At 54.4% G+C, this 24,467-nt stretch carries 25 protein-coding genes; 9 read left to right on the top strand and 16 right to left on the bottom strand.

Annotated features, from left to right (window positions below; genetic code table 11):
• The first annotated feature begins 13 nt into the window (after positions 1 to 13).
• Both Q4544_RS04310 and deoD read left to right on the top strand, forming a co-directional pair.
• Complete coding sequence (locus tag Q4544_RS04310; RefSeq protein WP_303504252.1) at positions 14 to 292, top strand: acylphosphatase; 279 nt, start codon at positions 14 to 16, stop codon at positions 290 to 292.
• Positions 293 to 364: 72 nt separating this feature from the next.
• The gene (deoD, locus tag Q4544_RS04305; protein ID WP_303504251.1) at positions 365 to 1,069 is read left to right on the top strand and encodes a purine-nucleoside phosphorylase; all 705 of its coding nucleotides are present in this window, start codon (positions 365 to 367) and stop codon (positions 1,067 to 1,069) included.
• Positions 1,070 to 1,600: 531 nt separating this feature from the next.
• On the opposite strand, the gene Q4544_RS04300 is transcribed toward deoD, so the two are convergent.
• The 11 genes from Q4544_RS04300 to Q4544_RS04250 all read right to left on the bottom strand — a co-directional run bounded on the left by Q4544_RS04300 (position 1,601) and on the right by Q4544_RS04250 (position 10,074).
• Entirely contained in the window at positions 1,601 to 2,380 is a 780-nt protein-coding gene (locus Q4544_RS04300) for a succinate dehydrogenase iron-sulfur subunit (RefSeq protein WP_303504250.1), read from the bottom strand.
• A gap of 96 nt (positions 2,381 to 2,476) precedes the next feature.
• Positions 2,477 to 3,355, bottom strand: a complete 879-nt coding sequence (locus tag Q4544_RS04295) for a hypothetical protein (protein ID WP_303504249.1) — start codon at positions 3,353 to 3,355, stop codon at positions 2,477 to 2,479.
• A complete protein-coding gene (locus tag Q4544_RS04290) occupies positions 3,355 to 3,657 on the bottom strand; it encodes a hypothetical protein (protein WP_303504248.1) in 303 nt (100 codons plus the stop codon). Before Q4544_RS04290 ends, Q4544_RS04295 begins: the two co-directional genes overlap by 1 nt.
• Before the next feature lie 170 nt (positions 3,658 to 3,827).
• Positions 3,828 to 5,636, bottom strand: coding sequence for a succinate dehydrogenase flavoprotein subunit (gene sdhA / locus Q4544_RS04285; protein ID WP_303504247.1), 1,809 nt, complete (start codon positions 5,634 to 5,636; stop codon positions 3,828 to 3,830).
• Between the two features lie 24 nt (positions 5,637 to 5,660).
• Complete coding sequence (gene sdhD, locus Q4544_RS04280) at positions 5,661 to 6,032, bottom strand: succinate dehydrogenase, hydrophobic membrane anchor protein (protein ID WP_303504246.1); 372 nt, start codon at positions 6,030 to 6,032, stop codon at positions 5,661 to 5,663.
• 11 nt (positions 6,033 to 6,043) lie between these two features.
• Positions 6,044 to 6,427: a succinate dehydrogenase, cytochrome b556 subunit gene (gene sdhC / locus Q4544_RS04275; protein ID WP_303504245.1), complete on the bottom strand. Its 384-nt coding sequence runs from the start codon at positions 6,425 to 6,427 to the stop codon at positions 6,044 to 6,046.
• 198 nt (positions 6,428 to 6,625) lie between these two features.
• Complete coding sequence (locus Q4544_RS04270) at positions 6,626 to 7,384, bottom strand: DUF4344 domain-containing metallopeptidase (protein WP_303504244.1); 759 nt, start codon at positions 7,382 to 7,384, stop codon at positions 6,626 to 6,628.
• A 7-nt stretch (positions 7,385 to 7,391) separates the two neighbouring features.
• Positions 7,392 to 8,423 (bottom strand): MaoC family dehydratase, encoded by a 1,032-nt coding sequence (locus Q4544_RS04265; RefSeq protein WP_303504243.1) that lies wholly within the window; start codon positions 8,421 to 8,423, stop codon positions 7,392 to 7,394.
• Entirely contained in the window at positions 8,423 to 8,626 is a 204-nt protein-coding gene (locus tag Q4544_RS04260; RefSeq protein ID WP_303504242.1) for a DUF1737 domain-containing protein, read from the bottom strand. The genes Q4544_RS04265 and Q4544_RS04260 overlap by 1 nt, the downstream gene beginning before the upstream one ends.
• A gap of 4 nt (positions 8,627 to 8,630) precedes the next feature.
• Positions 8,631 to 9,179, bottom strand: coding sequence for an NnrU family protein (locus Q4544_RS04255; RefSeq protein WP_303504241.1), 549 nt, complete (start codon positions 9,177 to 9,179; stop codon positions 8,631 to 8,633).
• A gap of 40 nt (positions 9,180 to 9,219) precedes the next feature.
• Positions 9,220 to 10,074: a CoA ester lyase gene (locus Q4544_RS04250; protein WP_303504240.1), complete on the bottom strand. Its 855-nt coding sequence runs from the start codon at positions 10,072 to 10,074 to the stop codon at positions 9,220 to 9,222.
• 310 nt (positions 10,075 to 10,384) lie between these two features.
• Between Q4544_RS04250 and Q4544_RS04245 the strand changes: the two genes are divergently transcribed.
• Positions 10,385 to 10,699: a hypothetical protein gene (locus Q4544_RS04245; protein WP_303504239.1), complete on the top strand. Its 315-nt coding sequence runs from the start codon at positions 10,385 to 10,387 to the stop codon at positions 10,697 to 10,699.
• 4 nt (positions 10,700 to 10,703) lie between these two features.
• Here the strand turns inward: Q4544_RS04245 and Q4544_RS04240 are convergent, their stop codons facing one another.
• Complete coding sequence (locus Q4544_RS04240; protein ID WP_303504238.1) at positions 10,704 to 11,441, bottom strand: sulfite exporter TauE/SafE family protein; 738 nt, start codon at positions 11,439 to 11,441, stop codon at positions 10,704 to 10,706.
• 168 nt (positions 11,442 to 11,609) lie between these two features.
• Here Q4544_RS04240 and mdh point away from each other — a divergent pair, with 168 nt between their 5' ends.
• Complete coding sequence (gene mdh, locus Q4544_RS04235; RefSeq protein ID WP_303504237.1) at positions 11,610 to 12,572, top strand: malate dehydrogenase; 963 nt, start codon at positions 11,610 to 11,612, stop codon at positions 12,570 to 12,572.
• Between the two features lie 69 nt (positions 12,573 to 12,641).
• Here mdh and Q4544_RS04230 read toward each other — a convergent pair whose 3' ends face one another.
• The gene (locus Q4544_RS04230; RefSeq protein ID WP_303504236.1) at positions 12,642 to 13,646 is read right to left on the bottom strand and encodes a glycosyltransferase family 2 protein; all 1,005 of its coding nucleotides are present in this window, start codon (positions 13,644 to 13,646) and stop codon (positions 12,642 to 12,644) included.
• A gap of 230 nt (positions 13,647 to 13,876) precedes the next feature.
• Between Q4544_RS04230 and sucC the strand changes: the two genes are divergently transcribed.
• The 5 genes from sucC (at position 13,877) to lpdA (ending at position 22,016) form a co-directional block, all read left to right on the top strand.
• A complete protein-coding gene (sucC, locus tag Q4544_RS04225; RefSeq protein ID WP_303504235.1) occupies positions 13,877 to 15,070 on the top strand; it encodes an ADP-forming succinate--CoA ligase subunit beta in 1,194 nt (397 codons plus the stop codon).
• Between the two features lie 4 nt (positions 15,071 to 15,074).
• Positions 15,075 to 15,956 carry a succinate--CoA ligase subunit alpha gene (gene sucD / locus Q4544_RS04220; RefSeq protein ID WP_303504234.1) on the top strand — a complete coding sequence of 294 codons (882 nt, stop codon included), beginning with the start codon at positions 15,075 to 15,077 and terminating at the stop codon, positions 15,954 to 15,956.
• Between the two features lie 103 nt (positions 15,957 to 16,059).
• Positions 16,060 to 19,017, top strand: coding sequence for a 2-oxoglutarate dehydrogenase E1 component (locus Q4544_RS04215; protein WP_303504233.1), 2,958 nt, complete (start codon positions 16,060 to 16,062; stop codon positions 19,015 to 19,017).
• 8 nt (positions 19,018 to 19,025) lie between these two features.
• The gene (gene odhB / locus Q4544_RS04210; protein WP_303504232.1) at positions 19,026 to 20,510 is read left to right on the top strand and encodes a 2-oxoglutarate dehydrogenase complex dihydrolipoyllysine-residue succinyltransferase; all 1,485 of its coding nucleotides are present in this window, start codon (positions 19,026 to 19,028) and stop codon (positions 20,508 to 20,510) included.
• A gap of 114 nt (positions 20,511 to 20,624) precedes the next feature.
• Complete coding sequence (lpdA, locus tag Q4544_RS04205) at positions 20,625 to 22,016, top strand: dihydrolipoyl dehydrogenase (RefSeq protein ID WP_303504231.1); 1,392 nt, start codon at positions 20,625 to 20,627, stop codon at positions 22,014 to 22,016.
• 231 nt (positions 22,017 to 22,247) lie between these two features.
• Here lpdA and Q4544_RS04200 read toward each other — a convergent pair whose 3' ends face one another.
• Genes Q4544_RS04200 through Q4544_RS04190 form a run of 3 tightly spaced genes read right to left on the bottom strand, consistent with a single transcriptional unit; the run spans position 22,248 to position 24,455 of the window.
• Positions 22,248 to 22,853, bottom strand: coding sequence for a pyridoxamine 5'-phosphate oxidase family protein (locus Q4544_RS04200; RefSeq protein WP_303504230.1), 606 nt, complete (start codon positions 22,851 to 22,853; stop codon positions 22,248 to 22,250).
• A complete protein-coding gene (locus tag Q4544_RS04195) occupies positions 22,822 to 23,574 on the bottom strand; it encodes a 1-acyl-sn-glycerol-3-phosphate acyltransferase (protein ID WP_303504229.1) in 753 nt (250 codons plus the stop codon). The genes Q4544_RS04200 and Q4544_RS04195 overlap by 32 nt, the downstream gene beginning before the upstream one ends.
• Positions 23,574 to 24,455, bottom strand: coding sequence for an ABC transporter permease (locus tag Q4544_RS04190; RefSeq protein ID WP_303504441.1), 882 nt, complete (start codon positions 24,453 to 24,455; stop codon positions 23,574 to 23,576). The genes Q4544_RS04195 and Q4544_RS04190 overlap by 1 nt, the downstream gene beginning before the upstream one ends.
• Positions 24,456 to 24,467: the final 12 nt, after the last annotated feature.

Here is a 24,467-nt window from a genome sequence, read left to right as displayed (position 1 = left end):
GGGAGGATGCCAAATGTTACCCATCACAATCAAAGCTCGAGTGACAGGCCGCGTTCAAGGCGTGGCTTACCGCCATTGGACACGCGCACGCGCGCAGTCTTTGGGGTTAAAAGGCTGGGTTCGAAACGACGTTTCCGGCGCAGTGATTGCCCAGATTGAGGGCGAAAAAAGGCTTGTGAATCAAATGGTTGATGAAATGTGGTCAGGGCCAGGTGCAGCCTCGGTTCGGGATGTGCAATCTAGAACAGTGACCACGTCGGCATCTTCAAAAAAATTCGAAATCATTCGCTGACGAATTGGGGCTTGTGCTGACGCGCTACTCGGCGTTTTCTGGCGTGTAATTGCTGACTTGCGGAGAGAAACCATGACAATTCATATCGGCGCAGAGCCGGGCGAGATCGCCGAAACCGTTCTATTACCGGGCGATCCGTATCGCGCGAAATGGGCGGCTGAAACCTTTTTGGATGACGTCAAATTGGTGAACGAAGTTCGCGGCATGTTGGGGTTTACCGGCACTTGGAAAGGCAATCCTGTCACCATCCACGGGTCGGGTATGGGGATGCCGAGCCTGTCGATTTACGTCAATGAGCTGATAAAGGATTTCGGCGCTAAGACATTGATCCGTATAGGTTCTTGCGGAGCGATGCAGAATAAAATCGCGGTGCGGGACGTGATTTTAGCGATGACAGCGACCACACTTTCCACTCCGTCACGGGGTATTTTCAAGGAAATGAACTTTGCGCCCTGCGCCGACTACGGGTTGCTACGTGCGGCGGCGGATGCGGCGGCGGCAAAGGGCACGGCGACACATGTTGGTGGCATCTATTCTAGCGATGTTTTCTACGACGAACGCCCTGATTTGAATGAACAAATGGTGCGCCATGGCATCCTGGGCGTCGAGATGGAGGCCGCAGAGCTTTATAACCTAGCCGCACGTCATGATTGCCGCGCTTTGGCTGTTTTAACCGTGTCTGACCACCTTTTGACAGGCGATGCGCTTCCAAGTGATCAGCGTGAAAAATCTTTTGGCGACATGGTCGAAATCGCGCTCGAAGCGGCATTTGCCTGACCGTACGCTGCATTAACCACGGTTTTGGGCCGTCTTGGGACGGTCCAATTACCAGTTCCTTAACAACGACTCACCATATTTAGCGTTGCATAGCCAAGGCTTTCACAACGCGCCCTCCCCCTGCGATTGATAAATGTGGAAATTCGTACAGTTAAGCGCTCGAAACGTACGATTCGACGAAAACGCTGATTTTAATAGTTAACGGCCCGGATCTTTTTTGCAAAATCGCGGTGTTTTTCCATCCGAGGACAGGCACGTTTTCCCGCATGCCATGCAGATGAAAAATCGCTGATCGCCTTCGTCGCGATCCTTATCCATCCGCCAACGGCAGCCGCGGGTTTTGCGATTTGAGAATATCGCGATCAACAAGAATGCCAGCAGAAGGCCGATGAAAATATGCATAGGCTCGACTTGCCGCCCTACCCGACAAAAGTCAACGCATACCAAATGCAAAGAGGGCGGACCGGCGGCCCACCCTCTTCATCTTTCTAAAAATACTCTGGGGGTCTGGGGGTGAAACCCCCAGCGCGCTTAAACAGCGCGTTCCACCATCATGTTTTTGATCTCTGCAATCGCCTTGGCTGGGTTCAAACCCTTGGGGCAGGTTTTCGCACAGTTCATAATTGTGTGGCAGCGGTACAGTTTGAACGGATCTTCAAGCTCGTCCAGACGCTCGCCAGTCGCTTCGTCGCGTGAATCGATGATCCAACGGTACGCATGTAGCAGCGCTGCTGGGCCGAGGTAACGATCGCTGTTCCACCAGTAGCTTGGGCAAGAGGTTGAGCAGGATGCGCACATTACGCATTCATACAAACCATCCAGCTTTTTGCGGTCTTCGATAGACTGCTTCCACTCTTTCGCAGGGCGGTTGGTTTTGGTTTCCAACCACGGCATGATCGACGCGTGCTGCGCGTAGAAATGCGTCAGGTCTGGGATCAGGTCGCGAACAACTTCCATGTGCGGCAGTGGGTAAATCTTAACCGCGCCTTTGACTTCATCGATGCCATAGATACAGGCCAGCGTGTTGATGCCGTCGATGTTCATCGCGCAAGAGCCACAGATACCTTCGCGGCAAGAGCGGCGGAAGGTCAGTGTTGGGTCGATCTCGTTCTTAATCTTGATCAACGCGTCCAAGATCATTGGGCCGCAATTGTCCATGTCGACAAAATACGTATCGACGGATGGGTTTTTGCCATCATCTGGGTTCCAGCGATAAATCTGGAACTTGCGCAGGTTCTTAGCGCCGTCTGGCTTGGGCCAGGTTTTACCCGTGGTGATACGGGAGTTTTTAGGGAGCGCAAATTCGACCATTCCGTCGTCTCCTTCAGTTGCCTAATGCGCGGACCGCGCATGGGGTGAAAAGGGAACCGCCTTGGGCGGCAAAGGGGGATATGCGGGCGGCACACATCATGTGTCTGTCACCTGCACGTGATAAGGGAACTGAGCCTGACCAAGGTAGGTGGTCAGCATCTCGGCATCTTGTGGCATCAGCTTATGCATCAGCGCGATCAGCTCGGGATCTTGGCTGGCCGCCAAAAGCACGATCTGGAAAGACGGATCATTGATCATCTCGCGCCAGCGCTGGTCTGTTGCCAATTCTTCGGCTTTTTGGGCGTCACGTTGGAACGACGAGCCGCCGCCATAGGGTTGCACTGGGCCAAGCGTATTGTCGTTACGTGGTAAGCCCAGCTCTTGGAGCAGGCGACCACGGTAGCGTGGGCGCGCGACCCAGCGGTCGTAGTTGACCGGCAGGGCACCGACAGATTTGGCGTTGGCCACCAAATCCAAAAGGTCGCGATATTTGTCCATGGCGGACATCATGATGCGAAGGCAATCCAGCGGTTGCTGTGCGTCGTTTGATTGCACTTTGTGCAATAGCGACGCTGACCAGTTCATGAAGTTGCGGAACATCACGATGTTACGCGTGATCATCTCTTCTGGGATGTCAGATGTTAGGCCCGCAACAAGATCATCTGTATCTGGTGCGAAGTCTTCGTAAGAGATGACGACCAAGGCCCCGTCCCCCGCCGCAAAGGTGGTATCGACAAGCGAGTCACCTTGTTTATGGGGCAAACGACGTGTGTTGACCTCTATCCCGCGGCAGCTGGTGGCGGCGGGTTTTCCGATCACGCAGTTGTTGAGGAAAACGCTGTTTTTCTCGCGGTTGCGGGTCAGCCAATTGGTGATCGCATGGTTGCCAGAGCGGCGCATCCCAAACGTGCGCAGGACCATACCCGGCTGAAAGCCGAGTGCCTGAGCAAGTTGAGTTTGCGCCGCGTCTTGCATCAATCCCTCACACAAATCAAATCGCCGCGGTACATGACCGGAGCTTTCTTATGACAGCCGTAGGGCAAATCACCTGCAGCAGCATTTTCATTGTCCGCGCTAGACGACGCTAAGCTAGCATCTGTGACGGTTCCACCAGGCGGCACCGGAGTGCCATCAGGCCTATAAAGTGTCACGCCCTGAGACTGAATGCGTTCAAGGCATGTCACAAAATGTCGCTTGGCGCGGCTTTTGATGATGCCCATCGCGATGCCTTTGCCGATGGCCTGACCGATGAATTCCGTTGTCGAAGTCGCAGGCAAATGTCTCACCTGACGCGCATCGGAAACTTCTTTCCTCACCGCATCTGTACATTCTTGTTGGGTCTGCGCCTCAAGATAGTTTGGTGGTGGTGGCGTGCTTGAGTTGGAGCCTTGCTCAACGCAAGCCCCCAACAGCGAAACACAACACAAAGAAACCACCAAATTCCGCATTAGAACGTACGTGCCTTTGGTGCGATTTTCTTGAGGTTGATGCCGCCTTCGGCCTCTGTGGTCAGAGGGTCTTTGACGACTGGGCGGTAAGACAGGTCAACTTTGTTGCCGTCTACGCGGGACACGGTGTGAACGCGCCAGTTTTTGTCGTCACGCTCTGAGTAATCTTCGTGGGCATGTGCACCGCGAGATTCCTTACGTGCTTCGGCACCGTGGATGGTGGCCAGCGCGTTTGGCATGAGGTTTGCAAGCTCTAGCGTTTCCATCAGATCAGAGTTCCAGACCAAGCTGCGATCGGTGACTTTGAGGTCATCCATTTTGCCCGCGATGTCTGTCATCTTTTCAACGCCCTCTTTGAGGGTTTTGTCTGTACGGAAGACGGCAGCGTCAGACTGCATGGTTTTCTGCATCTCTAGGCGCAGTTCTGCAGTTGAAACGTTGCCTTTGGCGTTGCGCAGACCGTCGAAGCGATCAAATGCGGCATCTACAGACGCTTGGTTCAGCGTTGGGTTTGCGGCATCTGCATCAACGGTTTTGCCAGCGCGGATTGCGGCCGCACGACCGAAGACCACGAGGTCGATCAAAGAGTTAGAGCCCAGACGGTTTGCACCGTGAACCGACGCACAGCCCGCTTCGCCCACGGCCATCAGGCCAGGCACGGTCGCGGTTGGGTCGTCTTTGGTTGGGTTCAGAACCTCACCCCAATAGTTGGTTGGGATACCGCCCATGTTGTAGTGAACTGTTGGCAGAACCGGGATCGGCTCTTTGGTCACGTCAACACCTGCGAAGATTTTCGCGGATTCAGAGATGCCTGGCAGGCGTTCTGCGAGGGCTTCTGATGGAAGGTGGTTGAGGTTTAGGAAGATGTGGTCGCCTTCGGCGCCAACACCACGGCCTTCGCGGATTTCCATGGTCATCGACCGGGAAACGTAGTCGCGTGGTGCGAGGTCTTTGTACTGTGGTGCGTAACGTTCCATGAAACGCTCGCCTTCGGAGTTGGTCAGGTAACCACCTTCGCCGCGTGCACCTTCGGTGATCAAGCAGCCAGAGCCGTAGATACCGGTTGGGTGGAACTGAACGAATTCCATATCCTGCAGGGCCAGACCCGCGCGGGCCACCATGCCGCCGCCGTCACCTGTGCAGGTGTGCGCAGAGGTTGCAGAGAAATACGCACGGCCATAGCCGCCTGTCGCCAGAACAACGGTTTTTGCGTTGAAGACGTGCATTGTGCCGTCATCAAGTTTCCAGCAGACGACGCCTTGGCATTCGCCCTCTTCGCTCATGATGAGGTCAATCGCGAAGTATTCGATGTAGAATTCTGCGTTGTTCTTTAGGGACTGGCCGTAAAGTGTGTGCAGGATCGCGTGGCCGGTCCGGTCCGCTGCGGCGCAGGTCCGCTGAACGGCTGGGCCTTCGCCAAATTCGGTGGTGTGGCCGCCGAATGGACGCTGGTAGATCTTGCCCTCTTCGGTACGAGAGAACGGCACACCGTAGTGTTCCAGTTCGTAGACCGCTTTTGGGGCTTCACGCGCGAGGTATTCCATCGCGTCGGTGTCACCCAACCAGTCAGAGCCTTTGACGGTGTCATACATGTGCCACTGCCAGTTGTCTGGGCCCATGTTGGACAGGGATGCCGCGATACCGCCCTGAGCGGCAACTGTGTGCGAGCGGGTTGGGAAAACTTTGGTCACACAAGCAGTGCGCAGACCTTGTTCTGCCATGCCCAGTGTGGCGCGCAAACCTGCGCCGCCGGCACCAACCACAACAACATCATATTCGTGCGTTTCGTATTCGTAAGCAGCTGTCATTTTCTTAATTCCTTAGCGCGCGAATTACAGAGCGAGTTTCACGAGAGCAAACAGACCGGCGGCAATCAACGTGTTCGCCACCACGGATGTGGCAACCAATGTCAGTTTTTGCGCAACGCCATGCATGTAGTCTTCGATCGCTTCATGGGCTTCGTGTTTTACGTGGTTGATGATGACCGCCAGAGCGAGACCGGTGAAGATCGCGGCGACTGGGCGGCTAAAGAATGCGAGCACCTCTTCGTGGGTGCCGCCAATTGCGGAACCGAGGGTCAGCACGAAAAATGGAACAACAAGAACCAGCGCGATTGAGCTAACAATCATAACCCAGTGGTGATGGCTGCCTTGTTTCGCGGAACCAAGGCCCTGTGCGCGTTTGCGGTCAGTGAGATAATTCATAGCCATTCCCCTTACACCAAGATCATTGTGATGACGGTCAGAACGGTCGCAAGGATGAACATACCCTTGGCCATCGTCTCGGATGTTTCAACTTCGAGGCAATACCCGAAATCCCAGATCACGTGACGCAGACGTCCGAGTGCGTGGTAGAAAATAGCCCAAGTCGCGCCAAGCAAGATCAGGTCACCAAACCAGCTGCGCAAGAACCCGTCGACCGCCCCGAAGGATGACGCCGAGGTCGCAGCGGCTAGAAGCCACCAGACGATGATCACAGAGACAAAAAACGTCGCAATACCGGTAATCCGCACCATGATAGATGAGATCGAGGTCAATTGTGGACGGTAGATGGTCAAATGTGGCGATAGCGGGCGATTGCCGCGATTTACATCGGCCATGCTGGCTCCTTTCAGGTTCGCTTGGCTCTTTAGTAACGAGATTTTCTAATTTGTCACCTTTCCGGATCGTAAAAATCAGTGATTTTTTGTTGAAACGTACGGTTTTTTATCAGTTGGCGCAAACATGATGCAATTAAGTGATCACAGAAAAAGTTGCTGTGATCACAAATGTGGAAACTTGCAAGATTAATGAGCCATTTAGAAGTCTGGCGCCATTTCGACCAATGAATCGGCAAATTCTGTGCACATCGTGATGCTGCGCTCTGCCGGATCGTAGAAGGCATTGGCCTCGTCGCAGGCGATGACGTGCACATCTAGGGTCATCGGTAGACGGAATTCAGCGTTGAGCGCTTTGATCTCTTCTGTGATCACGCGGGCTGTTAAGATGGCTCCGTCGGTGTCTTCTTGGACGTTGCCAAGCTTGATCGATTGGCCGCCTTTGTCATTTGCAATTTCGTCAAGCGCCCCGCCCCAGCTATGAGCGGCTTGGTCAAATTCATCCGGGCAATAGTCTGCGCGTTCTTCTGGAAGGCCGAGGTCTTGGGCAACGTCATCGCGTTCGTCTGGGTTGGCACCGTAGAAGATGCAGACCAGATTGTAATAGCGTTGAATGTCTGGGCCGTGCACGTCCCAGAAGGGAATATCCGCTGCGGCTGTTTGATCGGCTTCGCCGAGGAACCCGAAGGCGGTGTCGTAGGCGAGCTGAACGGCGGCCTCTTCTTCGTAGAATTCCGAGAGGAGGAAGACGGACAGCACGTCGGCTGCGTCTTCTTCTTGGCCGAAGATTGGCAACTCTAGGATGTCGATCAGGGCGTGGCCGAATTCGTGGTAGAAAATGCCAAGCAAGTTGTTTTCGACATAGGCCTGCGTGTCTGCTGGCGTGTCTGTCAGGGAAAGCTCGGCCTGTGCGGGACAGGCCAAAGCTATGGTTGCGGCTGATAATAAGGCTTTGATCATGCTGCTATCAAAGCGGCATTAGCGCCCAAACATCAAGGTCTAGCAGGACGTCTGGCAGGTATTTCCCGTCTTCGCCCTTGAGTTCGAACGGCGCGCCGCCTTTGGTTGCAACAAGGCGGAGGCGGATGGCGCCGACGCCGGGGGCGTTGGTTTCGGCTTTGTCCAGAACTTCGGACCAGGCGCGGATGGTCGTGCCGGAGAGGCATGGGTTGGCGTGTGCGCCGCCGTTGAGGCCAACGATCATCTGTGCGTTGGCAAGACCATTGAAGGACAGCGCGCGGGCCATGGAGATGACGTGGCCGCCGTAGATCAGGCGGGTGCCGTCTGGGCGGGCGGTGTTGTCAAAGTGGACTTTGGCTGTGTTTTGCCACAGGCGGGTGGCGATCATGTGTTCGGCTTCTTCGACTGTGACGCCATCGACGTGGTCAACGGTTTCGCCGATTTCGTAATCGCCCCAGCGGTGCTGTTCGCCGGCGAGGTCAAAGTCGTAGTTGGTAAAATCAAGGCCTGCTGGGATCTGGAGTTGATCTGCTGGAATGACTTTGTTGAGGTCCGGGATCACGGTTTCTGGTGCTGGGGCGTCTAGGTTGCCTTTGCGGACCATGACCCAGCGGACGTATTCCATGACGGTTTCGTCGTTTTGGTTGAGGCCACGGGTGCGGACATAAACAACGCCGGATTTACCGTTGGAGTTTTGTTTGACGCCGATGACTTCGGATTCGGAACGCAGCGTGTCGCCCTCGTAGACCGGTAGCAGCCAGCGGCCCTCGGCATAGCCGAGGTTCGCGACAGCGTTTAGGGATACGTCGGGCACGGTTTTACCGAACACGACGTGGAAGGCCGCCAGATCATCGATTGGCGACTTTGTCAGACCAGAGGCCCGCGCGAATTCATCCGAAGAGTAAAGCGCATGACGCGCAGGATAGAGCGCGTGGTACATCGCGCGCTCGCCACCTGAGATGGTGCGTGGGACGGCGTGTTTGATCACGTCGCCCACTTTGTAATCTTCGAAGAACCGGCCCGGGTTGGTCTTGGCCATTAGTGCGCTCCTAGCTTTGTGTCTGGGGTGTAGGTGCCTTCGACCTCTTTCACCACAGCTTGACCGCAGCGCATGATGCCTTTGACAGGGTCAAAGGTTTGCGTTGGGTCGCCGTGTAATTCCCAGCCTTTGTTCAAGGCGTCGGTGACTTTGTGGCAGAAGGCGGATGTGTCATCCTCGGAGAGAAAACGGTATAGTTTCATGGTGTTATCCTCCGAATGGGGTAAGGCCGAAGAGCATGTGGATGGAACCGATCACGCCAACGAGTAAGATTGAAATGGCCAAGAACATGCCGTCTTTGGCAATGGTGCCCTTTGGGTTTGGTTCCCAGTTTGGTTCAGCGCGGTTGATCACCACGATTTCCAGCAAGGCCCAGAGGCCAAGGCCGCCAAAGAGAACAAGCGATGCCATGTCGCCGTTTACCAAGAGGTGCGCGACAACCCATAGAAGGAAGCCGGTCAGCATGGGGTGGCGCATCTTGTGAAATAGCGCGCCTTTGCTTGGGCCGGGGCTGGTGAAATATAGTGCGAAAATCATCAGCAGGTTGTTCACCGGAGTGGCCCAGCCTGCGCGATCCCATAGGTGGGTGTATTCGCTCATCCGGTAGCCGACGATGAAAAGGACGATAGCGGCAAGCAGAATTAACGCGATGGGGCCCCTGCCCTTATCGCCCATTGCTGCACGTTTTGCGGGGGCCACGCGTTTGAACAAATGCGCCGCCACCCAAAGAATTAAGCCTATGACAATAAGTGCCATGAATGCGATCTCCGATCAGGAATGTAAATCGCCTTAACTTTTAACCGCTAATTTCGGCAATTGCATCCGCTTTCGCGAGAATTTCGCGGGCGGTCACAACGTGCAGGTTTTCGACGATCTTTCCGTCCACTACGGCGACGCCAGTGCCTTCTTTTTCGGCTTGTTCGAATGCCTCGATCTGACGACGAGACAGGTCGATTTCCGCCTCTGATGGGGCGAAGGCAGTGTTGGCAATGTCGACCTGTGCTGGGTGGATGAGGGTTTTGCCATCCATGCCCATATCGCGGCCCTGTTCACATTCAAAGCGCAGGCCATCGTCGTCTTTGAAGGCGTTGTAGACGCCATCGACAATAACAACGCCTTCGGCTTTCGCGGCCAAAAGGCAAAGGCCAAGACCGGTTTGCAACGGAAGGCGATCTGCGCGGAAGCGCGATTGCAGTTCTTTGGCAAGATCGTTGGTGCCCATTACAAAGCCTTGTAGGCTTGGGTGGGATGCGATTTCGAGCGCGTTTAGCATGCCGCGTGCGGTTTCCATCATGGCCCAGATTGGCATGTCGCCAACGATGTCAGCCAAGGCTTGGACTTGGGCGGCGCTGTCAACTTTGGGCAAGAGCACCGCGTCAGCCTGCATGTTCTTGACCGCTGCTGCGTCGGCTGGGCCCCATTCCGTTGAGAGGTCGTTGATCCGAACGATACGCATACGCGGGCCGTAATCGCCGGTTTCGAGTGCGTTTGCGAGAATGTCGCGCGCGTTTTCTTTTTCGGTCGGAGCGACGGCATCTTCGAGGTCAAAGATGATTGCATCAACTGGAAGTGTCTTTGCCTTTTCCAGCGCGCGTTCCTTGGAACCCGGAATGTAAAGGACGGAGCGGTATGGGCGTGTGCGTTGCGACAAGGATTCTCTCCCGTAATAAAGTTGCGCCTAGTAGTGGCATTTTTTGCAAAAAGAATTCAAGGAGTAATTCGCCGCACCGCAGAAAGACGGTGCGTCGCAAAGGGATGTTTCCTATTTACATGAGTTTTTAAGCACTGATTTGGGGGCAACGCACGCTGCATTAACGCTTCGTTCTCGTCTGATGCGCAAGATTTTCCCATCACGCACAGGTGGGCGTTTGCCTTATTTGCGGCAGAATCTCTGAGTATTTATGAGAGAGGGGCCGTTTTTGCAGGCAGTAACACTGTGCCATGCAAGAAAGGATAAGATGATGAAAGGAAGATCGAGACTTTTCATTCTTACGGCTCTGGCTCTTTGCTTTGCCAGCCAAGTTGCGGCCCAATCTATGCGCAACTGTGCCCCCCGAGATTCAGTGGTGCAGCGTTTGACCGAAGGATATGGCGAAACGCGTCAGTCGGTTGGCCTTGGGCGCGACAATGCGTTGGTCGAAGTGTTCGCGAGCGATCAAAGCGGATCGTGGACGATCACGATCACGATGCCAAATGGCACGACCTGCCTCGTGGCTTCTGGGCAATCATTTGAGACATTGGCAGAGGTTTTGCCAGAGGATGGCAAAGACGCGTGATCGGTTAAGTTACCGCATCAAAGATGAGCTTTACCCCGGTGCAGGCAAGGCAGAGGTATGTCACGCGGAAGAACCATGTTTCTGGCACCAGATGATGTGCGCGCACGCCGATCCAAACACCTAGCAGCGCGATTGGCGCGAGGATTAGGTCGTATTTGAACAATTCGAATGTGAAGACACCCAAGAAAGCATAGGGTACGAATTTTAGGGCATTGATCACCCAGAACACCAAGGTCACGGTCGCATGGTATTTGGTTTTGCCCATTCCTTGTGGCAACAGATAGATCGCGGCGGGTGGGCCACCGGCATGGCTGACAAAGCTCGTAAAACCCGCGACAAGCCCAGCCAGATACCCGACTTTGTCAGGGAAGCGATGAACGCGTGGAGCTTTATTAGGCCAAAGGCGCCAAATGACAAAGCCCAGCGCAATAACACCCAGCAGGATGCGTAGAACGTCATCATTGATGACACTGAACAACAGGGTTCCAAGCAAAATACCGGGCAAACCGCCGAGGATCAAAACCTTGGCCTGATGGATGTCCCACTTGCGCCAAAATGGACGCAAAGTGCCAAAATCCATCAGAATCAAAAGGGGCAGCATAAGGCCCACGGCCTCTGTTGGTTTCATCACCAAAGCCAGAATCGCAGAGCTGACAAAGGCCACGCTGCCGCCAAAACCGCCCTTGGAGAAGCCCGCGAAGAGGACGGCGACTGCCGCAATCATGAAAATTTCATTGGTCATGCTGGCCCGCCGGTAGCGCTAAAACTCGTTAGTATGCGTATGTATACCGATGTTTTGTCGAAACTTACAAACAGAAAGCCTCGCCGCATTGCGGCGCAAAATACTTGCGCGACGGCAATTATGAGCGTACCCAAACTCCAAATTTCAATCGGACTGGAGACTATTCCAATGGCGAGACCCAAAATTGCCCTTATCGGCGCTGGCAACATCGGCGGCACACTTGCGCACCTTGCAGCAGCTAAAGAGCTTGGTGATGTAGTACTTTTTGATATTGCTGACGGCCTGCCACAAGGTAAGGCGCTGGACATTGCAGAATCTGGCCCATCTGAAGGTTTTGATGCCGCAATGTCAGGCACAAGCGACTATGCGGATATCGCAGGCGCGGACGTTTGCATCGTAACTGCTGGTGTTGCACGTAAGCCTGGCATGAGCCGTGATGACCTGCTGGGCATCAACCTGAAAGTTATGAAATCCGTTGGCGAAGGCATTGCAGCCCACGCGCCAAACGCATTTGTTATCTGCATCACCAACCCGCTGGACGCGATGGTTTGGGCGCTGCGCGAATTCTCTGGTCTGCCACACAACATGGTTTGCGGCATGGCGGGTGTTCTGGACTCTGCACGTTTCCGTCACTTCCTTGCGGAAGAATTCAAAGTTTCCATGCGCGACGTAACTGCGTTCGTTCTGGGCGGCCACGGCGACACAATGGTTCCATCCGTTCGTTATTCTACAGTTGGCGGCATCCCTCTTCCAGATATGGTTGAAATGGGTTGGACAACTCAGGACAAACTGGACGCAATCGTTCAGCGTACACGTGACGGCGGCGCGGAAATCGTTGGTCTGTTGAAAACTGGTTCTGCGTTCTACGCACCAGCGACATCTGCGATCGAAATGGCTGAAGCGTTCTTGAAAGACCAAAAGCGCGTTCTGCCATGTGCGGCATATGTTGACGGCGCATTGGGTCTGAACGGCATGTACGTTGGTGTTCCAACAGTGATCGGCGCCGGTGGTGTTGAGCGTGTTATCGACATCAAACTGAACGACGAAGAGCAAGCTGGCTTCGACAAATCTGTTGCAGCGGTTAAAGGTCTGGTCACAGCATGCCAAGAGATCGACCCATCTCTTAAGTAAGCTGACCTAAAGATTTACGGAAAAGCGCAGATGATTTCATCTGCGCTTTTTTTGTGTCTGGCGCTCGGGTTACTTAAGCGCGTCGGCCATATCTGGATAACGTTCAAGGATTTGCGCATCCCATTCTTTTGCGGTTGGGAGTGTGTAATCTGGCAAAATGCTTTGGATTTTTGGCAAGGGGTTAAATCCCTGACGATCCAGCAATCCAAACCCTTCTAACCGATCCAAATAGGGTGCATCGAGCAGGCGCAGGGCGTCGTGCAATCGTTGCCCTGCGGCGCGATCCCCCCCGGTTTTGAGCAGACGTTGGATTTGGGCAAGGCGACTGTCGGACACGAGCCGCTTTAGATCATTGGGATCGTGGCTGGCGTATCTTAGAGATTTGATGACCCAATGCAGCGGTGTGAGACCGTCGAAATGATAGAGCCGAGCGGCCTGACTGCCATAACGTTCGGAACGGTTTTTAGGCCCGCGTTTCTCGCGAAATGACCAATGCACGCCAAGAATAAAGTTACTGTTCGTTGGCACGGCACATTTGCCAGCCGCATGACCAATCATACCAAGATTTAGGCAGTCGTCGTTATCTTTAAAAATGGTTCCGTCATGCCGGTGCCGTCCTTTGGTAGAGCCGCGCATGACGCCATCGAATAGGCCTGTGATAGGTTGATCGGCAAAATAGGCGCGTTCCCACGCGGGAAAATGAAGTTCGACGTCTAATTCGCGGACATATTGAAATTCGAGGGCGAGGTTTCCGGTGGGGTTTAAGAATTCATCGGCATCAAGGTGGACCAGCCAATCGGCGGTGGTGTTCTTAAGTGCGTCGTTTGCATTAAGCGATTGCCGCGACATCTGCAAAACTGGGCGACCTTTATTTTTGTTTAGGCGGTTCCAATGGGCATCGTCGCAGAGTGTGACCTGAACTCCGTGAATTTTACGTAGTTTTTCGGCCACGGGGTCGTCAGGCCTGTCAAGATAGACATGGACCGCTGAAGCGCCGGTCGCGAGATGCCATGCCACGTTGGCCAAGAGCAATGATTCAAGCTCATCCGCCGTAATTACGATTGCCCAAGACATAAAGGTGAACCTATAAGAATTATAATTAATACCTGAGGGACTGTGGCGAATAGGGCCACACGAATCAACAGAATTCACATCCAAAGCAATTTTGTGATCACAGCTTTTTTTCGTGTGATCACAAATTAGAGAAAATTGCCCGTATTTCTTCGGTATTGGAAAAAACTGCTTAGTTTGTTGGTCATCTTAGGTCTATACCTGTCTCAACCGCAGCAATATGGGATAGGTTCATGAACATCCATGAATACCAAGCGAAGGCTCTCCTTCGTACATACGGTGCCCCGGTTTCTGAAGGACGTATTGTTCTGAAGGCCGAGGATGCCAAAACCGCAGCCGGTGAGCTTGATGGCCCGCTTTGGGTTGTTAAGGCACAAATCCACGCAGGTGGACGCGGCAAAGGCTCTTTTAAAGAAGCTGATGCAGGCGAAAAAGGCGGCGTACGCCTAGCGAAATCTGTGGAAGAAGCCGCAGAAGAAGCGAAGAAAATGCTTGGTCGTACTCTGGTGACACACCAGACTGGTCCAGCGGGCAAGCAAGTCAATCGTATCTACATCGAAGCTGGTTCCGGCATTGAGCGTGAATTGTATCTGGCTCTGCTGGTTGACCGCGTGACATCTCGTGTGTCTTTCGTCTGCTCCACCGAGGGCGGCATGGACATCGAAGAAGTAGCAGAGTCCACTCCTGAGAAGATCCTGTCTTTCTCTGTTGATCCGGCGACTGGCTACCAGCCATACCACGGCCGTCGTGTTGCGTTCTCTTTGGGCCTGACCGGCGCGCAGGTTAAGCAGTGCGTTAAGCTGATGGGTCAACTGTACCAAGCGTTCACCGAAAAAGACATGGAGATGCTGGAAATCAACCCGCTGATCGTGTCTGACTCTGGTGACCTGAAGGTTCTAGATGCGAAACTGGGCTTTGACGGCAACGCGATCTATCGCCACGCTGACGTAGCTGAGCTGCGCGACGAGAGCGAAGAAGATTCCAAAGAATTGGAAGCGTCCAAATACGACCTGAACTACATCGCGCTTGACGGCGAGATCGGTTGCATGGTGAACGGCGCGGGTCTGGCGATGGCCACTATGGACATCATCAAACTGTACGGTGCTGAGCCTGCGAACTTCTTGGACGTTGGTGGCGGCGCTACCAAAGAAAAAGTAACCGAAGCGTTCAAAATCATCACCTCTGACCCGAACGTCAAAGGCATCTTGGTGAACATCTTTGGTGGCATCATGCGCTGCGACGTGATCGCAGAGGGCGTTGTGGCCGCTGTGAAAGAAGTTGGTCTGAAAGTTCCATTGGTTGTGCGCCTTGAGGGTACAAACGTTGAAGCTGGTAAAGACATCATCAACAACTCTGGCCTTGACGTCATCGCAGCAGACAACCTGTCTGACGGTGCTGAAAAGATCGTTAAAGCGGTGAAAGGATAATAAGATGGCCATTCTCGTTGACGAAAATACCAAAGTAATCTGTCAGGGCCTGACTGGCTCGCAGGGTACGTTCCACTCTGAGCAAGCGATTGCATATGGCACTAAAATGGTCGGTGGTGTGACACCGGGCAAAGGTGGCAATGAGCATCTTGGCTTGCCAGTGTTCAACTCGGTACACGAAGCAAAGCACGTCACCGAAGCAAATGCTTCTGTGATCTATGTTCCTCCTCCTTTCGCGGCGGATTCCATTCTGGAAGCGATCGATGCGGAAATGGAACTGATCATCTGTATCACTGAAGGCATTCCTGTGCTGGACATGATGCGTGTGAAACGTGCGTTGATCGACAGCAAGTCGCGCCTGATCGGCCCGAACTGCCCAGGTGTTATCACTCCTGACGCCTGCAAAATCGGCATCATGCCGGGCCACATCCACAAGCGTGGCTCTGTTGGTGTTGTATCCCGTTCCGGTACCTTGACTTATGAAGCGGTTAAGCAAACTGCTGACATCGGTCTGGGCCAGTCCACAGCTGTGGGCATCGGTGGCGACCCGATCAAAGGTACTGAGCACATCGACGTATTGGACATGTTCCTAGACGACGACGAAACACAGTCCATCATTATGATCGGTGAAATCGGTGGTTCTGCAGAAGAAGAAGCTGCGGAATTCCTGAAAGAGCAAAAGAAGAAGGGCCGTTGGAAACCAACTGCTGGCTTCATTGCTGGCCGTACGGCACCTCCGGGCCGCCGCATGGGTCACGCTGGCGCGATTGTCGCTGGCGGTAAAGGTGGCGCCGAAGACAAGATCGAAGCGATGAAATCCGCAGGTATCGTTGTTGCAGACAGCCCAGCCGGTTTGGGCGAAGCTGTTCTGAAGGCGATCGGCTAAATCGTTTAGCAATACTTGGAAGGGCCTTGGTTGGCCCTTCCTTCTAAGTTCGGCGCATAGAGCCGAAAGTAATAATAGAAACCTTGTGGCTCGGGAGTCCTCCATGACCGACCAATCGTCAAACGACGTTTTTCATGCCTCCAGCTTTATGCAGGGGCATAATGCTGAATATCTTGAACAGCTTTACGCGCGCTATGCGTCTGACCCGAATGCGGTTGATGAGGTCTGGCAAGACTTTTTCAAACAGCTTGGCGATGCAGAGCTGGACGTAAAGGCCGAAGCGACTGGCCCGTCTTGGGCGCGTGGCGATTGGCCTCCTGCCCCCAATGATGACCTAACCGGTGCGTTGACAGGCGAATGGCCTGCCCCGGCGGAAGGCAAAGCAGCTGGCGACAAGATCAAGGCGAAAGCGGCTGAAAAAGGCGTGGAAGTCTCTGACGAAGCGATCAAACAAGCGGTTCTGGATTCGATCCGGGCGCTGATGTTGATCCGGGCTTACCGTATTCGTGGCCACTTGGTTGCGGACCTTGATCCGCTTGGTATGCGCGATCAGACGCCGCACCCTGAGTTGGACCCGGCGTCTTATGGCTTTGCCGGCGCGGACATGGATCGTCCGATCTTTATCGACAATGTCTTGGGTTTGCAGATCGCAACGATGCGCCAAATCCTAGACATCGTGCGTCGTACCTATTGTGGTACTTTCGCGATGCAGTACATGCATATCTCCAACCCCGAAGAAGCGAGCTGGTTGAAAGAGCGCATCGAAGGCTACAACAAAGAGATCACCTTTACCCGTGAAGGTCGTAAAGCGATCCTGAACAAGATGGTTGAGGCCGAGGGCTTTGAGAAGTTCCTGCATGTGAAATACATGGGCACCAAGCGTTTTGGCTTGGACGGTGGCGAAAGCCTGATCCCCGCGATGGAACAGATCATCAAACGCGGTGGTGCGTTGGGTGTACGTGACATCGTTATCGGCATGCCGCACCGTGGTCGTTTGTCTGTTTTGGCGAACGTCATGCAGAAGCCATACAAAGCGATCTTTAACGAATTCCAAGGTGGATCGTTTAAGCCAGAAGACGTTGATGGTTCTGGGGATGTGAAATATCACCTTGGTGCCTCTTCTGACCGTGAGTTTGACGGCAACAATGTTCACCTGTCGTTGACAGCGAACCCATCGCACCTAGAGGCGGTGAACCCGGTTGTTTTGGGCAAGGTACGCGCGAAACAAGACCAATTGGGCGACGAAGAGCGTAGTCAAGTTCTGCCAATTCTATTGCACGGCGATGCGGCCTTTGCGGGCCAAGGTGTTGTTGCGGAATGTTTCGCTTTGTCCGGTCTGCGTGGCCATAAGACCGGCGGCACAATGCATATCGTTGTGAACAACCAGATTGGTTTCACAACTGCGCCGCACTTCTCGCGGTCTTCCCCATATCCAACAGACAACGCGCTGGTTGTTGAAGCGCCGATCTTCCACGTGAACGGTGATGACCCAGAAGCGGTTGTACACGCAGCTAAGGTTGCGACGGAGTTCCGCCAGAAGTTCCAGAAAGACGTTGTTTTGGACATCTTCTGCTATCGCCGCTTTGGTCACAACGAAGGCGACGAACCGATGTTCACCAACCCGGTGATGTACAAAAAGATTAAGGGCCACAAAACGACCCTATCTTTGTACACCGAGCGTTTGGTCAAAGACGGTTTGATCCCTGAGGGTGAAATCGAAGACATGAAGGCCGCGTTCCAAGCCAAAATGAACGAAGAGTTCGAAGCAGGTAAGGAATTCAAACCGAATAAAGCTGATTGGCTAGACGGTAAGTGGTCTCATTTGGATCGCAAAGACGAAGATTACCAACGCGGTGAGACCGCGATCAAACGCGCGACGTTTGATGAGGTTGGCAAATCTTTGTCCACGGTTCCAGAAGGCTATCCAATTCACAAAACGGTTGGTCGCTTGTTGGAAAACCGCGGCAAGATGTTTGAAACTGGCGAAGGTATTGATTGGGCAACCGGCGAAGCGCTGGCCTTTGGGTCATTGCTGACCGAAGGTTATCCTGTTCGTTTGTCTGGCCAAGACGCAACCCGCGGGACATTCTCGCAGCGTCACTCAGGTATCGTGAACCAAGACGATGAGAGCCGCTATTACCCGCTGAACAATGTCCGTCCAGGGCAAGCGCAGTACGAGGTGATCGACTCTGCACTGTCTGAATATGCGGTTTTGGGCTTTGAATATGGCTACTCGTTGGCAGAACCAAATGCGCTGACCCTTTGGGAAGCTCAGTTTGGTGATTTTGCCAACGGTGCGCAGATCATGTTTGACCAGTTCATCAGCTCTGGTGAAAGCAAATGGCTGCGGATGTCCGGTTTGACCGTTCTATTGCCGCACGGTTTCGAAGGCCAAGGCCCAGAGCACAGCTCTGCGCGTTTGGAGCGCTTCTTGCAGATGTGTGGTGGTGACAACTGGATCGTTGCAAACTGTACAACGCCTGCGAACTACTTCCACATCCTGCGCCGTCAGTTGCACCGCAGCTTCCGTAAGCCATTGATCTTGATGACGCCGAAATCTTTGCTGCGCCATAAGCTGGCAGTTTCAAAGGCCGACGAGTTCACCGATGGATCAAGCTTCCACCGCGTTCTGTGGGACGATGCACAGCATGGTAACAGCGACACGAAACTGGTTGCAGATAGCAAGATCAAACGCGTCGTTATGTGCTCGGGTAAGGTTTACTATGATCTGCTTGAAGAACGTGACGCTCGCGGCATCGACGATGTTTACCTGCTGCGTGTCGAACAGTTCTATCCGTTCCCAGCGATCTCTCTTGTGAAAGAGCTAGAGCGCTTTAAGGGGGCAGAGATGGTTTGGTGCCAAGAGGAACCAAAGAACCAAGGTGCATGGTCCTTTATTGAGCCAAACATCGAATGGGTTCTTGGCCGGATCAAAGCAAAACACACACGTCCAACCTTTGTGGGCCGCGCAGCATCTGCGTCGCCAGCAACCGGTTTGGCGAGCCAACACAAAGCACAACAAAACGCGCTCGTGAACGAAGCGCTGACCATTGAAGGGTAATTAGAACAATGACGACTGAAGTACGCGTCCCTACTCTGGGCGAAAGTGTCACCGAAGCGACTGTTGCAACTTGGTTTAAAAAGCCTGGCGATGCCGTAGCGGTAGACGAAATGCTGTGCGAGCTGGAAACAGACAAAGTAACCGTCGAAGTGCCTGCACCATCTGCTGGCACAATGGGCGAGATCGTAGCCGCAGAAGGCGCCACAGTGGGTGTAGACGCATTGCTGGCAACTATTCTAGCAGGCGAAGGTGCCGCTCCGGCACCAGCGGCAGCCGCTGAAGCAGCGGCTCCTGCCCCAGCGGCGGGTGGCTCTGTAGACGTTATGGTTCCGACACTTGGTGAATCTGTAACCGAAGCGACTGTTTCCACATGGTTTAAACAAGTTGGCGATCAGGTTGCAGCGGATGAAATGCTGTGTGAGCTGGAAACAGACAAAGTTTCCGTCGAAGTCCCTGCCCCAGCGGCCGGTGTTTTGACCGAAATCATCGCAGCTGAAGGCGCAACAGTGGATGCGACCGCTAAGTTGGCGGTTCTGTCGTCTGGTGGTGGCGCGGTAGCGGCAGCTCCTGCGGCGGCGGCTCCGGCAGCAGCACCTGCGGGCGGCAAAGACGTAGAAAACGCCCCATCTGCAAACAAACTGATGGCTGAAAAAGGTCTGTCAGCGGCACAAATCGCAGGGTCTGGTCGTGATGGTCGCATCATGAAAGAAGACGTGCTGAAAGCAGCAATCGCACCAGCAGCGGCCCCTACCGCAGCAGTGGCGCAACGTGCACCAGTTGCGGCGGATGATGCATCTCGTGAAGAGCGTGTGAAAATGACACGTCTGCGTCAGACAATCGCGAAACGTCTGAAAGACTCTCAGAACACAGCGGCGATGCTGACCACCTATAACGAGGTCGACATGACCGAAGTTATGGCGCTGCGGAACGAGTACAAAGACCTGTTCCTGAAAAAGCACGGCGTGAAGCTTGGCTTTATGTCCTTCTTCACCAAAGCCTGCGTGCATGCGCTGAAAGAAGTGCCAGAAGTGAACGCGGAAATCGACGGCACAGACATCGTGTACAAAAACTTTGTTCACATGGGCATCGCGGCGGGTACGCCAACAGGTCTGGTTGTTCCAGTTATCCGTGACGCGGATCAGATGAGCTTTGCGGACATCGAAAAAGCGATTGCTGAAAAAGGCAAACGTGCACGTGATGGCAAACTGTCTATGGCGGAAATGCAGGGCGGTTCGTTCACCATCTCTAACGGTGGTGTTTACGGTTCCTTGATGTCCTCGCCGATCCTGAACCCACCGCAGTCCGGTATCTTGGGCATGCACAAAATTCAGGACCGTCCAATGGCGATCAACGGCCAAGTGGTGATCCGCCCGATGATGTATCTGGCGCTATCCTATGACCACCGCATCGTCGACGGCAAAGGCGCGGTTACGTTCCTTGTACGCGTAAAAGAAGCGCTGGAAGATCCACGTCGTCTGTTGATGGATCTGTAAGTATAAATATGGGGCGCCACGCCCCGTATTCATCTTTCCATAAATACTCCGGGGGAAGTGCAAACGGCACTGGGGGCAGAGCCCCCTCCCCATCCCGAATTTCAGGAGACAAACATGTCCCAATATGACGTCATCATCATCGGAGCAGGCCCTGGTGGCTATGTGTCCGCAATTCGTTGCGCCCAACTGGGCCTGAAAACCGCGATTGTTGAAGGTCGCGATACGCTCGGCGGCACATGCTTGAACGTGGGCTGTATCCCGTCAAAGGCGCTGTTGCATGCGACGCATATGTTGCACGAAGCAGAGCATAACTTTGCGAACATGGGCCTAAAGGGCAAAACCCAATCTGTGGATTGGAACCAGATGAAGTCTTATAAAGACGACGTTGTGGGCCAGAACACCACCGGTGTTGAGTTCTTGATGAAAAAAAACAAGATCGACTGGCTGAAGGGCTATGGCTCTATCCCGGCACCGGGCAAGGTGACTGTGGGCGACACCACCTATGAGACCAAGAACATCGTGATTGCGTCTGGTTCTGTACCGTCTTCCTTGCCGGGTGTTGAGGTGGACGAGAAAGTCGTCGTGACCTCTACCGGTGCGTTGGAATTGGGCAAAGTGCCTAAGAAGATGGTTGTGATTGGTGCGGGCGTGATTGGCTTGGAACTGGGTTCCGTTTACCAGCGTTTGGGTTCCGAAGTGACTGTTGTTGAATACATGGATGCGATCACGCCGGGCATGGACAAAGACGTTCAGCGCACGTTCAAACGTATTCTGGAAAAGCAGGGTCTAAAGTTCATCATGGGCGCGGCTGTGTCTGGTGTGGATGCGTCCAAGACCAAAGCCAAGGTTAAGTATTCGCTGAAGAAATCCCCCGATGCCGAGGAAGTGCTGGACGCTGACGTGGTTCTGGTTGCGACCGGTCGTAAACCATATTCCGAAGGTCTGGGTCTGGACGCGCTTGGCGTGAAGATGACAGAGCGTGGTCAGATTGCTGTTGATGGCAAATGGGCAACCAACGTGCCGGGCATCTATGCGATTGGCGACGTGATCGAAGGCCCAATGCTGGCGCATAAAGCCGAAGACGAAGGCATGGCCGTCGCAGAGGTTCTAGCGGGCAAACATGGCCACGTGAACTATTCGGTTATCCCGGGCGTTGTCTACACGACACCTGAGGTCGCGACTGTTGGTCAGACTGAAGATGCGCTGAAAGCCGAAGGCCGCAAGGTTAAGGTTGGCAAATTCTCGTTCATGGGCAACGCACGTGCCAAGGCGATTGGCCAAGCGGATGGTTTTGTGAAGCTGATCGCGGATGCGGAAACAGATCGCGTGCTAGGTGCTGCGATTATTGGCCCGGCGGCTGGTGACATGATCCATGAGATCTGTGTTGCGATGGAATTTGGTGCCTCAGCGCAGGACGTTGCAATGACCTGCCACGCGCACCCAACCTATTCCGAAGCGATGCGCGAAGCTGCATTGGCTTGTGGCGATGGCCCTATCCACGCGTAAGGTTCTTACGGATTAGACGATTAGAAGGCGGTCCCAACAGGGGCCGCCTTTTTTGTGCAATTTACTTTTCTCAGGAGTAGGCAGAACGACAGGGGGACTGCACAGGTGGTACAACTGCCGTTCCGCCAAGGCTTGCAACATAGCCTTAGACGCGCAATCGGGGTGCGCTTAGGTTAACTTAGGGGCTCTATGTGGAAATTGCTTCTAAAGCTGTTTCACAAAAGCGTGGGGTCACCACAGTTTTTGCGGCCCGCGAATTGCCCAGTCTTGGTTATAAGCCTCAGCTTGGATTTCTCCGCCCGTTGCTTCGGCAAGCATATCACCCATTGTTGGGGCCTCGGTAGGGCGGTTGTCTGGGTTCCAGAGGTCTGACCGGATGTTCGCACGGGAACAATGAGCGTAGATTTCGTTAATTTTGATGACGATAACCGTGCGCGGCAGTTTGCCTTTGGTTTCAAAGCGCTGGCGCAGGGTTTCATCTGTTGTGATACGCGCCTGACCGTTCAGGCGCACCACAGCGCCCTGCCCCGGGATCATGAACATCAGTGCGATGCGGGGATCCCCGACAAGATTGCGCAGCGTGTCTATGCGGTTGTTGCCCGGCCAATCAGGCATGGCGAGCGTGTGTTCGTCGATTTCAGAGACTACGGGGCCAATGTCGCCACGTGGGCTTGCATCGGTGCCTTCTGGGCCGACAGTCGCGATAACGCAATATCGGGCCGCCATGATCCATTTTCGGTAGGCTGGAGTGAGTTGGTACGCGACTTTGCGGGTCGCGTTTACGCTTGGCTCTGGGTAGAGCGCCTCAAGCGCGTTGATTGAGGTTATGTAGTCCATCCAGATCAAACCCCGCTTCGCGCATCAGCGCATTGGAATGGCTTTCGACAGTCTCTTCTAGGCGTCCCATAAAGCTAGCTTGATCGAGGCCTGCTTCGATTGGGTCGAGGAATTCCATAACCGCGTGCCCCGGCTTGCGCAGGATGCCTTTGCGGGGCCAAAAGACGCCAACGTTGGTGGCGGCTGGTACGCAGGTTTGCCCGAGTTGATTGTAGAGAACGTAAGTGCCCACTTTGAAAGGCGCTTGAACGCCGGGCGCGATACGTGTGCCTTGTGGGTAGATGATCAACTGACCGGGCTTTTGTGCGCCGCTTTTGACGTCTTCAGCCATTTTCTTGATGGCTTTGCCGCGCTTGCCGCGGTTGACTGGGACACAGCCGATACGCAAGGCGTATTGGCCAAGGATCGGCGCAAACATCAGTTCGCGTTTCATGATGAATTTGCCAGATGGCAGCGCGCCCATGAGCAGGATAATATCAAAGAACGATTGGTGTTTGGAGGCAACGATCACTTCGTCTTGCGGGACGGCTCCGCGAATTTCGCTGGTCAGGCCGACCATCCACGAGGCGGTCCAACGTACCCACGCACAGTAAAGGCGCATCGAGGCGATGGCAGCTTTGCGACTGAGCAAAGATGGAATGAAACACGCAAGCCCCATGATCAGCATCATGGCATACATCTGAATGATGAATAACAGCGAGCGGACCCATTGGATGGCCATTAGCGCAACTCCGACAGGGTGCGACGCGCGGCGGCACCGGTGGCGAGGAAGGCCACGACAGCAGCCAAGATTGGAAGAAGAACGAGCCAAAGCCAAGACGCGCCTTGGAACCCTAGGCCGGTTAGGAAGCCGCCTTGATCCTGCGCTGAGGGAAGGATGAGAACGGCAATCAGGCCAACGACCGTTCCGACAGCTGCGCCAGAAAGGGCGCGCAGCGTGAAGCGGCGTACGAATGCTTTGGCGATATAACTGTCTTGCGCGCCGACAAGGCGTAGAACTGCGATCAGGCGGGCATTTGCGGCAAGGGCAGCGTTGGCCGCCAATGTGATGATGGTGCCAGTTACCGCGGCAATCAAGATGATCGAGACAAAGCCCAGCAAACGCAGACGGCTGGCCGCCTGCTGTAAGGGTTTGCGCCAGCGCGTGTGGTCGTCAAGGATGGCTCCGGGCACCTCGGCTTGAAGGCGCAAGCGCAGGCCAGCGGCATCGTATCCGCCAGAGGTTTCCTCGATAGAGATCAGCTGCGGGATAGGCAGGTTTTCCACCGGTAGGTCGGGGCCGAACCAAGGGGCCAGCAAAGCGCGTTGCTCTTCGGCGGTCAAAGCACGGGCTTCGGCGACACCGGGCGTGGTTTCAAGCACCTTGAGCGCGGCGGCGGTTTGGGCTGCGAGCTGTTCGACTGGCGCTGAAATACGCAGTGTTGAACTTTGGGCCAATTCTTGACCCCAACGCTGTGCCAAACGGCCAGAGGCCAGAGAAAGGGCGAGAGCAAAGACGGCGAGGAATGCCATGGCACCAGAGGCGAAAAGCGTTAGCCGTGCGGTGAAACCCGTCGGCGGGACAATGCGGTCTGCCTGAGCGTCACCGACAAAGATCGCCATGATGTCAGCAAG

It is taken from the genome of Cognatishimia sp. 1_MG-2023, from assembly GCF_030548175.1.
Lineage (GTDB): Bacteria > Pseudomonadota > Alphaproteobacteria > Rhodobacterales > Rhodobacteraceae > Cognatishimia.
This window is presented reverse-complemented; position numbering and strand designations above follow the sequence as displayed.

What these genes read in the sequence shown, in the direction of transcription:
- Q4544_RS04310 (WP_303504252.1), top strand. Translation starts at nt 14, where the DNA reads ATGTTACCCATCACAATCAAAGCTCGAGTGACAGGCCGCGTTCAAGGC.
- deoD (WP_303504251.1), top strand. Translation starts at nt 365, where the DNA reads ATGACAATTCATATCGGCGCAGAGCCGGGCGAGATCGCCGAAACCGTT.
- Q4544_RS04300 (WP_303504250.1), bottom strand. Translation starts at nt 2,380, where the DNA reads ATGGTCGAATTTGCGCTCCCTAAAAACTCCCGTATCACCACGGGTAAA.
- Q4544_RS04295 (WP_303504249.1), bottom strand. Translation starts at nt 3,355, where the DNA reads ATGCAAGACGCGGCGCAAACTCAACTTGCTCAGGCACTCGGCTTTCAG.
- sdhA (WP_303504247.1), bottom strand. Translation starts at nt 5,636, where the DNA reads ATGACAGCTGCTTACGAATACGAAACGCACGAATATGATGTTGTTGTG.
- sdhD (WP_303504246.1), bottom strand. Translation starts at nt 6,032, where the DNA reads ATGAATTATCTCACTGACCGCAAACGCGCACAGGGCCTTGGTTCCGCG.
- sdhC (WP_303504245.1), bottom strand. Translation starts at nt 6,427, where the DNA reads ATGGCCGATGTAAATCGCGGCAATCGCCCGCTATCGCCACATTTGACC.
- Q4544_RS04270 (WP_303504244.1), bottom strand. Translation starts at nt 7,384, where the DNA reads ATGATCAAAGCCTTATTATCAGCCGCAACCATAGCTTTGGCCTGTCCC.
- Q4544_RS04265 (WP_303504243.1), bottom strand. Translation starts at nt 8,423, where the DNA reads ATGGCCAAGACCAACCCGGGCCGGTTCTTCGAAGATTACAAAGTGGGC.
- Q4544_RS04260 (WP_303504242.1), bottom strand. Translation starts at nt 8,626, where the DNA reads ATGAAACTATACCGTTTTCTCTCCGAGGATGACACATCCGCCTTCTGC.
- Q4544_RS04255 (WP_303504241.1), bottom strand. Translation starts at nt 9,179, where the DNA reads ATGGCACTTATTGTCATAGGCTTAATTCTTTGGGTGGCGGCGCATTTG.
- Q4544_RS04245 (WP_303504239.1), top strand. Translation starts at nt 10,385, where the DNA reads ATGAAAGGAAGATCGAGACTTTTCATTCTTACGGCTCTGGCTCTTTGC.
- Q4544_RS04240 (WP_303504238.1), bottom strand. Translation starts at nt 11,441, where the DNA reads ATGACCAATGAAATTTTCATGATTGCGGCAGTCGCCGTCCTCTTCGCG.
- mdh (WP_303504237.1), top strand. Translation starts at nt 11,610, where the DNA reads ATGGCGAGACCCAAAATTGCCCTTATCGGCGCTGGCAACATCGGCGGC.
- Q4544_RS04230 (WP_303504236.1), bottom strand. Translation starts at nt 13,646, where the DNA reads ATGTCTTGGGCAATCGTAATTACGGCGGATGAGCTTGAATCATTGCTC.
- sucC (WP_303504235.1), top strand. Translation starts at nt 13,877, where the DNA reads ATGAACATCCATGAATACCAAGCGAAGGCTCTCCTTCGTACATACGGT.
- sucD (WP_303504234.1), top strand. Translation starts at nt 15,075, where the DNA reads ATGGCCATTCTCGTTGACGAAAATACCAAAGTAATCTGTCAGGGCCTG.
- Q4544_RS04215 (WP_303504233.1), top strand. Translation starts at nt 16,060, where the DNA reads ATGACCGACCAATCGTCAAACGACGTTTTTCATGCCTCCAGCTTTATG.
- odhB (WP_303504232.1), top strand. Translation starts at nt 19,026, where the DNA reads ATGACGACTGAAGTACGCGTCCCTACTCTGGGCGAAAGTGTCACCGAA.
- lpdA (WP_303504231.1), top strand. Translation starts at nt 20,625, where the DNA reads ATGTCCCAATATGACGTCATCATCATCGGAGCAGGCCCTGGTGGCTAT.
- Q4544_RS04200 (WP_303504230.1), bottom strand. Translation starts at nt 22,853, where the DNA reads ATGGACTACATAACCTCAATCAACGCGCTTGAGGCGCTCTACCCAGAG.
- Q4544_RS04195 (WP_303504229.1), bottom strand. Translation starts at nt 23,574, where the DNA reads ATGGCCATCCAATGGGTCCGCTCGCTGTTATTCATCATTCAGATGTAT.
- Q4544_RS04190 (WP_303504441.1), bottom strand. Translation starts at nt 24,455, where the DNA reads ATGGCGATCTTTGTCGGTGACGCTCAGGCAGACCGCATTGTCCCGCCG.